The organism is Modestobacter sp. SYSU DS0290 (genome assembly GCF_054050955.1).
Genome location: NZ_JBJHAI010000009.1, coordinates 119,939 through 131,625, shown reverse-complemented (window position 1 = coordinate 131,625; position 11,687 = coordinate 119,939). Strand labels below are relative to the sequence as shown.

General features: G+C 72.4%; 10 protein-coding genes. 1 reads left to right on the top strand and 9 read right to left on the bottom strand.

Going from position 1 to position 11,687, the window contains the following annotated elements:
- Positions 1-287: 287 nt before the first annotated feature.
- On the bottom strand, positions 288-1,901 hold the full coding sequence (gene serA / locus ACI795_RS10300; protein ID WP_457075400.1) for a phosphoglycerate dehydrogenase: 1,614 nt from the start codon (positions 1,899-1,901) through the stop codon (positions 288-290).
- 174 nt (positions 1,902-2,075) lie between these two features.
- On the opposite strand from serA, the gene ACI795_RS10295 reads away from it, so the two are divergent.
- Complete coding sequence (locus ACI795_RS10295) at positions 2,076-2,810, top strand: hypothetical protein (protein WP_457075399.1); 735 nt, start codon at positions 2,076-2,078, stop codon at positions 2,808-2,810.
- Positions 2,811-2,911: 101 nt separating this feature from the next.
- Here ACI795_RS10295 and ACI795_RS10290 read toward each other — a convergent pair whose 3' ends face one another.
- The 8 genes from ACI795_RS10290 to ACI795_RS10255 form a co-directional block, all read right to left on the bottom strand.
- Entirely contained in the window at positions 2,912-4,171 is a 1,260-nt protein-coding gene (locus tag ACI795_RS10290) for an ABC transporter substrate-binding protein (protein ID WP_457075398.1), read from the bottom strand.
- The gene (locus ACI795_RS10285) at positions 4,168-5,271 is read right to left on the bottom strand and encodes a branched-chain amino acid ABC transporter permease (RefSeq protein WP_457075397.1); all 1,104 of its coding nucleotides are present in this window, start codon (positions 5,269-5,271) and stop codon (positions 4,168-4,170) included. The genes ACI795_RS10290 and ACI795_RS10285 overlap by 4 nt, the downstream gene beginning before the upstream one ends.
- Positions 5,271-6,152 (bottom strand): branched-chain amino acid ABC transporter permease, encoded by an 882-nt coding sequence (locus ACI795_RS10280; protein ID WP_457075396.1) that lies wholly within the window; start codon positions 6,150-6,152, stop codon positions 5,271-5,273. The genes ACI795_RS10285 and ACI795_RS10280 overlap by 1 nt, the downstream gene beginning before the upstream one ends.
- Before the next feature lies 1 nt (position 6,153).
- Positions 6,154-6,864 (bottom strand): ABC transporter ATP-binding protein, encoded by a 711-nt coding sequence (locus ACI795_RS10275; protein ID WP_457075395.1) that lies wholly within the window; start codon positions 6,862-6,864, stop codon positions 6,154-6,156.
- Positions 6,851-7,633, bottom strand: coding sequence for an ABC transporter ATP-binding protein (locus ACI795_RS10270; RefSeq protein WP_457075394.1), 783 nt, complete (start codon positions 7,631-7,633; stop codon positions 6,851-6,853). The genes ACI795_RS10275 and ACI795_RS10270 overlap by 14 nt, the downstream gene beginning before the upstream one ends.
- A gap of 370 nt (positions 7,634-8,003) precedes the next feature.
- Positions 8,004-9,029 (bottom strand): ketol-acid reductoisomerase, encoded by a 1,026-nt coding sequence (gene ilvC, locus ACI795_RS10265; RefSeq protein ID WP_457075393.1) that lies wholly within the window; start codon positions 9,027-9,029, stop codon positions 8,004-8,006.
- Between the two features lie 107 nt (positions 9,030-9,136).
- Entirely contained in the window at positions 9,137-9,664 is a 528-nt protein-coding gene (ilvN, locus tag ACI795_RS10260) for an acetolactate synthase small subunit (protein WP_457071414.1), read from the bottom strand.
- Positions 9,665-9,748: 84 nt separating this feature from the next.
- Complete coding sequence (locus ACI795_RS10255; protein ID WP_457075392.1) at positions 9,749-11,683, bottom strand: acetolactate synthase large subunit; 1,935 nt, start codon at positions 11,681-11,683, stop codon at positions 9,749-9,751.
- Positions 11,684-11,687: the final 4 nt, after the last annotated feature.

The following is an 11,687-nucleotide window of genomic DNA, read 5'->3' as shown; positions in this document are numbered from 1 at the left end:
GGCCAATAGGCCGTTCGGAGCAGTGGCACGGCCTGAGCGGGGCATCTGCCCGGACTGAGCGGCGGTTGTGTTCCGCATCTGTTCCGAAGGGGTTCCGCTGCTCGTGGCGTGGACCATTCGGCGCAGTGGTGGCCGCGCGGTTGACACGATCGGGTGACTCTCAACGACCTCCCCCGTCACGCAGGCCACCGCAGACCGCGCCGACCACGGACACAGCGAGGCCGCGCCGTCCGGTGTCGGACGGCGCGGCCTCGGGAACTGCGGCCTCGACTCGGCGAGGGGCCGGGTCAGCTGGGGTTCAGGTCCGCGGCACGCACCTGCCGGGCGCCGATGCGGCCGGCGATGTCGGCGAGCAGCTCGCCGCTGACCGGGCTGTCGACGGTGACCGCCATGAGCGCGTCCCCACCCAGCGTGGTCCGGCTGACCTGGGCGCCCGCGATGTTGATCCCCGCCTCCCCCAGTGCGGCGCCGACGGCGCCGACCACGCCGGGCCGGTCGGCGTAGACGAAGAACAGCAGGTAGCCGTCGGCGGTCAGGTCCAGGTCGAAGCCGCTGACCTCGGTCAGCTTGGGCACCTGGTTCTTCCCGTAGAGGGTGCCGGAGACGGCGACCTCGGTGCCGTCGGCCATCGCGCCCCGGATGCTGATCAGGTTGCGGTAGTGCGGGCTCTCCGTGCTGCTGGACAGGCTGACCTCCAGCCCACGCTGGTCGGCCAGCAACGGCGCGTTGACGTAGGTGACCGGCTCCTCGACCACGTCGGAGAAGACCCCGCGCAGGACGGCGAGCTGCACCACCGAGACGTCGTACTCGGCGATCTTGCCCTGCACCTCGACGTGCACCGACTGGGCCAGACCACCGGCCACGGCGGTGAACACCCGGCCCAGCTTCTCCGCCAGGGGCAGCCCGGGGCGGACGTCCTCGGCGACCACGCCGCCGGCCTGCACGTTGACCGCGTCGGGCACGAAGTCGCCTTGCAGGGCCAGGCGCACGCTGCGGGCCACCGCGGTGCCGGCCTTGTCCTGCGCCTCGGTGGTGGAGGCGCCCAGGTGCGGGGTGACGACGACGTTGGCCAGCCCGAACAGCGGGCTGTCGGTGCACGGCTCCTTGGCGTAGACGTCGATGCCCGCCGCGCCGACCTGCCCCGACTGCAGGGCCTCCGCCAGCGCCGCCTCGTCGACCAGCCCACCACGGGCGGCGTTGACGATGATCACCCCGCGCTTGGTGGCGGCCAGCTGGTCCCGGCCGATGAGCCCGAGGGTCTCCGGCGTCTTGGGCAGGTGGACGGTGATGAAGTCCGACTCGCGCAGCAGCTCGTCGAGGCTCACCAGCCGGACGCCCAGCTGGGCCGCCCGGCCGGGCTGGATGTAGGGGTCGTAGGCGATCAGGGTGACGCCGAAGGCGGCCAGCCGCTGGGCCACCAGGACACCGATGCGGCCGAGCCCCACCACGCCCACGGTCTTCTCGGTGACCTCGACCCCGGTGAACTTCGACCGGGCCCACTTCCCCTCGCGCAGCGAGGCGTCGGCGGCCGGGATGTGCCGTGCGGCGGCCAGCAGCAGCGCGACCGCGTGCTCGGCGGCGCTGACGATGTTCGACGTCGGCGCGTTCACCACCAGGACGCCCCGCTCGGTGGCGGCAGGGACGTCGACGTTGTCCAGCCCGATGCCGGCCCGCGCGACGACCTTCAGCCGGGGTGCGGCGGCGAGCGCCTCGGCGTCGATCTGGGTGGCGGAGCGGATGAGCACGGCGGAGGCCTCGGCCAGCGCGGGCAGCAGCGCAGCGCGGTCGGCGCCGTCGACGTGGCGGATCTCCACGTCGTCCCCGAGCACCTCCAGGACGCTGGGTGCGAGCTCTTCGGCGATGAGGACGACGGGCGCGGTCCCGGGCGTGGTGGCGGTCACGGGGCAACAGCCTAGGAGCGCGGGGGCCCCGCTGGTCGGGCCGGTGTCGCCGGTCCCACTGGATGGACGCCCGGGACCCGGCGGCACGACCGGGTGGCGTCGCTTGCCCACCGCTGCCCGGCGCCGCCATCCTGACCCGCAGCGCCGGTGCCGCCGGCCCGTGCGGAGGAGAACATGAGCAACGACCCGGACATCCCCGGCCGCCAGGAGCCCGGCTGGGGTCAGCAGCCCCGGTCCGACCCGGCCTCCCCCTACGGGCAGTACGGCCAGTTCCCGCAGCCGGCACCCTGGGGCCCCTACGGGCAGGCGCCCCAGCAGCCGCCGCACCAGCAGGCCCCCTGGGGGCAGTACGGCCAGGCCCCCGCCCCCGGTCAGTACGGCCCCTACGGCGGCGCCGCCCCGGGGCTGCCCCCGGCCCGGCCCGGCGCGGTCGTCACCGCGGCGGTGCTGGCCTTCGTCTACGCGGCGCTCGGTGTGCTGGTCGCCCTGGCGCTGTTCGCCGGTGGTGCGTTCGTCGACGACCTGGTCGACGCGGCCCTGACCACCGACCCCTCGCTCGGTGCCGGGGTCGACCCGGACGAGGTCGACACCCTGCGCGGCGCCTTCGTGCTGATGGGGGTGCTGGCGCTGGCCTGGACCGTGCTGATGGCCTGGGGCGGCGCGCTCGCGCTGCGCGGCCGCAGCCGGGTGCCGCTGATCGTGGGGTCGTCGATCTCGGTGGCGGTCACCGGCTTCCTGCTGCTGTCCACGGCCGTCACGGCCGGCTCCGGGGAGCCGGGGTCCGCGGGCGCGCTGGTGTTCGCCCTGGTGCTGTTCGCCGGGGTGCTGGCGGCGCTGGTGCTGCTGTGCCTGCGGCCGGCGGCGGAGTACTTCGCCGCGCACCGCGCCCGGCGGGCCGTCCGGGGCTGAGCCCGGGGTCGCGGCCCGCACCCGGAGCGACGAAGGGGCGGCCCGTCCGAGGACGGGCCGCCCCTCCGTGTCACGCCGGGGTGGTGCTGGTCAGACCGAGGTCACTCGAAGGACTCCACCGTCTCGTAGCCCGTGCCGTTGTACTTCTGCACGACCACGGACGACACCGCGGGCTGACCGTCCTGGGTGGCGTCCACCGCCGTGCCCGGCAGCATGAGCGGCGCCTCGAAGCCCTCGATCGAGCGCAGCGCCTCCATGAACGACTCCCGGGTCGGCTCGGTCATCTCGGCGAAGGCCTGCTCGAGCGTCGCGCCGACCATCCAGCTCCACTGGCAGTGCGGGAACGCCGGCGGGTCCGGGTAGTTGCCGTGCTCCTTGAGGGCCGCCAGGTACGCCTGCACGTCCTCGTCCTCGGCGAAGGCGGGGCTCTGCGGCGTCTTGGCGAACGACACCGAGTAGATGCCGGGGAACGCCGCACCGTTGCCGGGCTCGAGGACCGCCCCCGGGCTGGACGTGTTCGAGGGCAGGAACCAGCTCGGCATCCAGTTCAGCTGCTGCGCCTTCTGCAGCGACGAGATCACCAGCGGAACCAGGGACATCGCGTTGAAGACGACGTCGGCACCGCTGGCGGCGAGCTCGGTGATCTGCGCGTCGACGGACGTGTCGGTCGCCTCGTAGGTGAGCTCGTCGACGATCTCGATGTTGTCCGCGCCCTCGACGGCCGACTTGAAGCCCTCGACGTAGCCCTCACCGAAGTCGTCGTTCTGCGACAGGATCGCGACCCGGTGGTCCTCGCCCGATGCCGCGAGCAGCTCGCCGAACGCCTCGCCCTCGTTCTGGTAGATCGGCACGAAGCCGAGCTGCCAGGGGCTCTCCTCGGTGTCGCTGAACAGCGGGTCGCCGGTCATGACCAGCGCCTGCGGCACCTCGTCGGCGATGGCCGCGTCGCGCCAGGCCCGGTTCGTCGGCGTGCCCAGCCCCGCGGTCATCGCGAAGACCTCGTTCTTCAGCTGGTCGTAGTTGGCCTTGGCCTGCTGCGGGTCGTAGCCGTCGTCCAGCGCCTCGATCTCGACCGTGCGGGTCTGCCCGTCGCCGAACTCGACGCCGCCCTCGGCGTTCTTCGCGCCGAAGTAGGCGGTCACGCCGGCGACCGTGCAGGTGCCCGGTCCCGCGGTGGAGCCGCTGAGCGGGGTGGTGATGCCGAGCGTCACCGAGTCGTCGGTGATGCCGGGGCTGGCCGATCCGCCGGACCCGTCGCCCCCGCCGTCACCCCCACGGTTGCCGCAGGCCGTGAGCGTCAGCGCGAGCGCCGACGCGAGGGCGACGCCGCGCGCCGTCCGCGATCGAAGGTGCGTGTTCATGCCTGACCTTGCCTCTCTGTCTCAGGTTCCTCCGCCGCGGTGCCCGACCCGGGGGTCGGCGACGGATGGGTCGGTGATGTCGCGGGACCCGCCTCGTTGCGGGACCGCCGCCGTCCGCGGGTCAACGCGCGCGGGAGAGACGCGAGACCGCCGGGGAGGAGGAAGAGCACGGCCAGCAGGACGGCGCCCTGGAGCAGCGCCGTGAGGCTGGGGTCGACGAGGTTCGTCAGCTGCGGCACGAGCACGTAGTACGCGCCCCCGAGGACCGAGCCCACGATGCTGCCCGCGCCGCCGATCACCATGGCGGCGAGCAGCTCGATCGAGTGCCCGAAGCTCATGGTCTCCGGGGAGGTGTACTGGATGACCAGCATGTACAGGAAGCCGCTCACCCCGCCGATCAGCGACGCGATCGTGAAGGCCAGCACCTTGTACCGGTAGGGCGAGATGCCCATCGAGGAGGCGACGTTCTCGTTGCCCTTGACGATCGCGAACGCCCGGCCGTACTTGCCGCGGACCAGGCTGCGCGTCAGCAGGAACACGATGCCGCCGATGACCAGCACGAGGTAGAGCTGCCACTGGTCGTCGTAGAGCCCGGTCGCCTCCGGGGTGTCGGCGAAGCGTGCGGACACCCCCTGCGAGCCGCCGGTCCAGTCACTGAGCCGCTTGGCGAGCGGGACGCCGACGATCGGCAGCGCGATCGTGACCATCGCGATCGCGAGCCCGCCCAGGCGTGCCGCGGCGAGCGCCACGAGCAGCCCCGCGACAGCGGGAATCAGGCAGGCGAGTGCGAAGACCAGGACGATGTTCCAGTCGTTCTGCACGCCGTACGCGGTGACGTACGCACCGAGGCCGAGGAAGAAGATCTGCCCGAGCGAGACCTGGCCGGTGTAGCCCATCACCACGTTGAGCCCCAGCACGGCCACGGCGAAGACGCCGATCCGGGCGAGCGTCTCGTTGGCGAACTCCGTGCCCACCAGGGGCAGCACGGCGAGTACGGCCACGAGCAGCAGCGGGCCGGCCCAGCGCATCCACGGGCGCCGGGTGAGGGACGAGCGCTGGGTGAGGGACGAGCGCTGGGCGAGGGACGAGGCGGAGGCCATCACACGCGCACCACGGTTTTCCGGCCGAACAGGCCCTGAGGTCGGACGATGAGCACGACGAAGATGAGGATGAACGGCACGGCGACCCTCAGGTCGTAGCCGATGAACGGGACGTACACCGCGGCCAGGTTCTCCAGGACGCCGATGATCCACGCCGCGACGACCACGCCGATCGGGCTGGTGAGACCGCCCAGGATGACGGCGGCCAGCGCGTAGACCAGGGCGTTGTCGAGCATCCCCGGGGTCAGCGTGAGCTGCGGCGCGACCAGCGCACCGGCGACGGCGCCGATCGCCGCGGCCAGACCCCAGCCGATCATGAGGAGGCGGCCGACGGGGAGCCCGGAGAACGCCGCCGACTCCGGGTTGATCGCGACGGCACGGAGGGCGAGGCCGAGCTTCGTGCCGGCGAAGAGCGCCTGCAGCAGGACCATCGCCACGACGATCACCAGCGTGGTCCCGATCGACCGGACGCTGACCGAGACGCCGAGGAACGACACCGTGTCGAGGGGGAACAGCGACGGGAACTGCTGGTTGTTGTACGTCCACAGCCACCCGGCGACGCCGGTGATCAGCGTCAGCAGGCCGATCGTGACGACGACGGCGGTGTCCGGGTCGCCCCGCTCGAAGCGGCGCATCAGCCACCGCTCGACCACGGCGCCGAAGGCGAAGGAGAAGAGGACCGACAGCAGGATCGCGACGATCAGCGGCACGCCCTGGTTGGTCAGCCACCAGGCGACGTAGGCGGCGAGCACGGCCATGCCGCCCTGCGCGAAGTTGATCAGGCCGGTCGCCTGGTGGACCAGCACGATCGCCAGGGCGATGGCGGCGTAGACCGAGCCGGTCGACAGGCCGTCGACGATGAGTTGGATGAACGTCCCCACGTCAGCCTCCCAGGTATGCGCGTCGGATCTCGTCCATGCCCCTGAGTTCGGCGGTCGTGCCGGTGAGCACGTTCCGCCCGGTCTCCAGGACCGTGGCGCTCTCGACGAGGGTGAAGGCGAGGTTGGCGTTCTGCTCGACCACGACCATGGCGATGCCGGACTCGGTGCGCAGCCGCCGGATCGCGTCGTAGACGTTCATCGCGGTGCTCGGTGCGAGGCCCAGCGAGGCCTCGTCGAGGAGCATCAGGCGCGGCTTGGACATGATCGCCCGGGCCACGGCCAGCATCTGCTGCTCACCGCCGGACAGGGCCGACGCGTTCGACCTGATCCGCTCCTGCAGGTTCGGGAACAGGTCGAGGCAGTAGTCGATGTCCTCGTCGACGCCCTTGCGGTCCTTGCGCAGGTACGCCCCGACCCGCAGGTTCTCGCGCACGGTCAGGTCACCGAGCGTGCCGCGCCCCTCCGGCACGTGGGCGATGCCGAGGGCGGCGACCTGGTCGGGCCGCATGCCGCTGATGTCCTTGCCGTCGAAGGTGATGCGCCCGTTCGCGCGGACGGTGCCGCTGATGGCGCGCAGGGTGGTCGTCTTGCCGGCGCCGTTCGCGCCGAGGATGCCGACCGCCCCGTTGTCCGGCACGGTCAGCGACACGCCCTCCAGCACCTGCACGGGGCCGTAGGACGCGGTGACGTCCTCGAGCTCAAGCAGCGTCACCGGTGGCCTCCTTCCCGATGTAGGCCTCGATGACCCGGGGGTCGGACTGCGCCTCGGCGGCCGTCCCCTCCATGAGCTTGCGGCCGTTCTCCAGCACGACGACGCGGTCGGTCAGCGCGGCGATGAGGCCCATGTGGTGCTCGACGATGACGACGGTGATGTCGTCCTCCGTGCGCAGGCGCCGGACCGTGGCGATCAGCTGCTCCACCTCCGAGTGCGGGAGGCCGGCAGCAGGCTCGTCGAGGAGCAGCAGCTGCGGCTTCATGAGCAGCGCCCGGCACAGCTCGACGCCCTTGTGCAGGCCGTGGGACAGCTCGTCGGCCGGCAGGTGCGCCGCCCAGGACAGGCCGTGGCGCTCCAGCAGGTCCAGCGCCTCGGCGCGCAGCTCCTTCTCCGCGCGCCGGGTGCGCGGCATCCGCACCGCCCACTCCAGCGCTCCGCCGGGGAGCCGGGAGTGCGCGCCCAGCAGCACGTTCTCCAGCACCGTCTCGTGCAGCTGCAGCGCGGGGTGCTGGAACGTGCGGGCCAGACCGTGCCGGGCGAGGGTCGCCGGCCGCTGACCCTGCACCTCGTTGCCGTCGATCCGCACGCTGCCCGCGGTGGGCTTGTAGTGCCCGCTGATGCAGTTGAAGAGTGAGGTCTTGCCCGCGCCGTTGGGCCCGACCAGCCCGAAGATCTGGGCCGGCTCGACGGTGAAGGTCACCTGGTCCAGCACCGTGATGCCGCCGAACTGCAGACTCACGTCCTGCAAGGCCAGCTCAGCCGCCATGTGTTCGCATCTCCCGCCGTTGCTCCGTTGCTCCGGTGTGGGGCCTGAGCCCGCCGGGGGAACCTACGTACAGCTCGAGGGGTTGACAACGATTTCGTGCAAAAGTTGCACAGCCGTCACCATCGGCGACGTAGATCACTGGTCCCGGGCTCTCCCGCCGCGCGCGCGACGCCCCCCCGCCGGAGCCCGGGGTGACGCCCACGAAGCGGCCCACGGCGCCCCAGGACCAGCCGACGGGTGCGCCGGGTCACCGGCCGTCCCGTCGTCCGCGGAACGGCGGTCACGGCCGGTTCAGGTGCGCCGGCAGCCCGGTCGGGACGGCCCCCGCAGCCCGGGGGCTGCGAGGGCCGTCGTCGTGCGGGGAGTTCGCTCAGCGAGCGGCGGTCCCGGTGTAGTCGTCGCTGGCCGACACCCAGCTCATCAGGCCGCGCAACTGCCGGCCGGTGGCCTCGATCGGGTGCGCCTCGGCGGCGACCCGCTTGGCCGTGAAGTCCGGGGCGCCGGCGTCCTGGTCGGCGATGAAGGCCGCGGCCCACGAGCCGTCCTGGATGGCGGTGAGGACGTCCTTCATCGACTCCTTGACGCGGGCGTCGATGACCTTCGGACCGGAGGTGTAGTCGCCGTACTCGGCGGTGTCGGAGACCGACCAGCGCTGCTTGGCGATGCCACCCTCGTACATCAGGTCGACGATCAGCTTGAGCTCGTGCAGGCACTCGAAGTACGCGATCTCCGGCTGGTAGCCGGCCTCGGTGAGCGTCTCGAACCCGGCGGTGACCAGCGCCGACATGCCGCCGCAGAGCACTGCCTGCTCACCGAAGAGGTCGGTCTCGGTCTCCTCGGCGAAGGTGGTCCTGATGACGCCGGCGCGGGTGCCGCCGATCGCCTTGGCGTAGGAGAGCGCGAGGGCCTGGGCCTTGCCGCTGGCGTCCTGCTCGACGGCGATCAGGCAGGGCACGCCCTTGCCGTCGGTGAACTCACGGCGCACCAGGTGGCCGGGGCCCTTGGGCGCGACCATGGCGACGTCGACGTCGGCCGGGGGCTTGATGTAGCCGAACCGGATGTTGAACCCGTGGCCGAAGAACAGCGCGTCGCCGGCCTGCAGGTTGGGCTCGACCGACTCGGCGTACAGCGTCCGCTGCACGTGGTCCGGCGCCAGGATCATGATCAGGTCGGCCTCGGCGGAGGCCTCGGCGGGGGTGACCACGCGCAGGCCCTCGGCCTCGGCCTTGGCCCGGCTCTTGGACCCCTCGGGCAGGCCGACGCGGACGTCGACGCCGGAGTCGCGCAGGGAGAGCGCGTGGGCGTGCCCCTGGCTGCCGTAGCCCAGGACGGCGACGGTGCGCCCCTGGATGATCGAGAGGTCGGCGTCGTCGTCGTAGAAGATCTCGGCGGCCATGCGGTTGCTTCTCCTTAGTGGGTCGTGGTGCGTTGACGGTTCGTGCGGCCCCCTCGCAGGGGCCCGCCGCGAGCCTGCGAGTGGTGGGGGGGCGAGGGGGTCCTTCGTCAGGCGGAGCGCTCGACCGGGCGCAAGGTACCGGCGCCGCTCATCGACCGCGGGCCGCGGGCCAGCGCGACGGTGCCGGACTGCGCCATCTCCTTGATCCCCAGCGGGGCCAGGACGGCCAGCAGGGCCTGCAGCTTGTCCGGGGTGCCGGTCGCCTCGAGGGTGACCGTCTCGGTGTTGACGTCGATGACCCGGGCGCGGAACAGCTCGGCGGTCTGCAGCACCTGGGCGCGGTCGGCCATCGGTGCCCGGACCTTGACCAGCAGCAGCTCGCGCTGGACGGCGGCACCGGACTCCAGCTCGACGATCTTGATCACCTCGATCAGCTTGTTCAGCTGCTTGGTGATCTGCTCCAGCGGCTGGCTTTCCGCCTCGGCGACGATCGTCATCCGGGAGAGGTCGGGGTTCTCGGTCGGCCCGACGGCGAGGGACTCGATGTTGAACCCGCGCCGGCTGAACAGCGCCGAGACCCGGGCGAGCACACCGGACTTGTTCTCCACCAGGACCGACAGCGTGTGTCGTGGCATCAGGAAGCCCTCTTCCGATCAGGCAGTTCGGCCCCCGTGCAGGGGCCCGCCGCGAGCGTGCGAGTGGTGGGGGGCACGGGGGTCCTACACCTGCCCGTCGCCGAAGACCGGGCGCACGTCGCGCGCGGCCAGGATCTCGTCGTTGCTCGCACCGGCGGCGACCATCGGCCACACCTGCGCGTCCGAGCCGACGACGAAGTCGATGACCACGGGGGCGTCGTTGATCGCCATCGCCTTCTCGATCACCGCGTCCACGTCGTCCTTGCTCTCGCAGCGCAGCCCGACGCAGCCGAGCGCCTCGGCCAGCGCGACGAAGTCCGGGATGCGCACCGGGCGGCCCGACCCCGGCTTGCCGCCGTGGGTGTTCAGGTGGGTGTTGGAGTAGCGCCCCTCGTAGAAGAGGGTCTGCCACTGCCGGACCATCCCGAGGTTGCCGTTGTTGATCACCGCGACCTTGATCGGGACGCCCTCGATGGCGCAGGTCGCCAGCTCCTGGTTGGTCATCTGGAAGCAGCCGTCACCGTCGATGGCCCACACGGTGGTGTCCGGGCAGCCGTACTTGGCGCCCATCGCCGCCGGGACCGAGTAGCCCATGGTGCCCAGCCCACCGCTGTTGAGCCAGGTGCCCGGCTTCTCGTAGCGGATGAACTGGGCGGCCCACATCTGGTGCTGGCCCACGCCGGAGGTGTAGATCGCGTCGGGGCCGGCGATCGCGCCGAGCCGCTCGATGACGTACTGCGGGGAGAGCGCGCCGTCCTCGGGCCAGTCGTAGCCCAGCGGGTACCGGTCCCGCCAGTCGTCCAGCTGCGCCCACCACGCGGTGAGGTCGGCGGTCCGCCCGGCGGCCTGCTCGGCGCGCAGCGCGGTCACTAGTTCGGCGATCGTCTCCTTGGCGTCCCCCACGATCGGGACGTCGGCCCGGCGGTTCTTGCCGATCTCCGCCGGGTCGATGTCGGCGTGCACGACCTGCGCCTCGGGCGCGAAGCTCGACAGTTGGCCGGTGACCCGGTCGTCGAAGCGGGCGCCGAGGGCGACCAGCACGTCGGACTTCTGCAGCGCGGTGACCGCGGCGACGGTCCCGTGCATGCCCGGCATCCCCAGGTTCTGCCGGTGGCTGTCGGGGAACGCGCCGCGGGCCATCAGGGTGGTGACCACCGGGGCGCCGGTGAGCTCCGCGAGCTCGGCCAGCTCGGGGCTGGCGCCGGCCTTGAGCACGCCGCCGCCGACGTAGAGCACCGGCCGGCTCGCCCGGGCGATCAGCGCCGCCGCCTCGCGCACCTGCTTGCCGTGCGGGCGCGTCGTCGGCTTGTAGCCGGGCAGGTCCAGCCGCGGCGGCCAGCTGAAGTCGGTGGTCGCCTGCAGGGCGTCCTTGCTGATGTCGACCAGCACCGGGCCCGGCCGGCCGGTGCCGGCCAGGTGGAAGGCCTCGGCGATCGCCTGCGGGATGCCCGCGGGATCGGTCACCAGGAAGTTGTGCTTGGTGATCGGCATCGTGATGCCGCGGATGTCCGCCTCCTGGAAGGCGTCGGTGCCGATCGCCGCGCTGGGCACCTGCCCGGTGATCGCCACGACCGGGACGGAGTCCATGTAGGCGTCGGCCAGCGGGGTGACCAGGTTGGTCGCGCCGGGCCCGGAGGTCGCCATGCAGACCCCGACCCGGCCGGTGGCCTGGGCGTACCCGGTGGCGGCGTGCCCGGCGCCCTGCTCGTGCCGGACCAGCACGTGCCGGACGGCGGAGTCGAACAGCGGGTCGTAGGCGGGCAGGATCGCCCCGCCCGGGATGCCGAAGACGACCTCGACCCCGACCGCCTCCAGCGCGCGGACCAGGCTCTGGGCACCGGTGATCCCGGTGGCGGGCTCCGCGGCGGCCTCGGCGATCGACCGCTCGGTGGCCTCGACGCCGAGGGTGGCCGCGGCCGCGGCCTCGGTGGGGGCGACCGGCGTGGCCGGTGCGGGGCCGGCTCCCGGGGCGGCGGTGGGGCCGGGGTCCGCTGCGGTGCGGCCGGTGCTGGTGCTCATCTTC

Bases quoted from the DNA above. Each gene is read 5' to 3' on its own strand.
- ACI795_RS10295 (WP_457075399.1), top strand. From the start codon at position 2,076: ATGAGCAACGACCCGGACATCCCCGGCCGCCAGGAGCCCGGCTGGGGT.
- ACI795_RS10290 (WP_457075398.1), bottom strand. From the start codon at position 4,171: ATGAACACGCACCTTCGATCGCGGACGGCGCGCGGCGTCGCCCTCGCG.
- ACI795_RS10285 (WP_457075397.1), bottom strand. From the start codon at position 5,271: ATGGCCTCCGCCTCGTCCCTCGCCCAGCGCTCGTCCCTCACCCAGCGC.
- ACI795_RS10270 (WP_457075394.1), bottom strand. From the start codon at position 7,633: ATGGCGGCTGAGCTGGCCTTGCAGGACGTGAGTCTGCAGTTCGGCGGC.
- ilvC (WP_457075393.1), bottom strand. From the start codon at position 9,029: ATGGCCGCCGAGATCTTCTACGACGACGACGCCGACCTCTCGATCATC.
- ilvN (WP_457071414.1), bottom strand. From the start codon at position 9,664: ATGCCACGACACACGCTGTCGGTCCTGGTGGAGAACAAGTCCGGTGTG.
- ACI795_RS10255 (WP_457075392.1), bottom strand. From the start codon at position 11,683: ATGAGCACCAGCACCGGCCGCACCGCAGCGGACCCCGGCCCCACCGCC.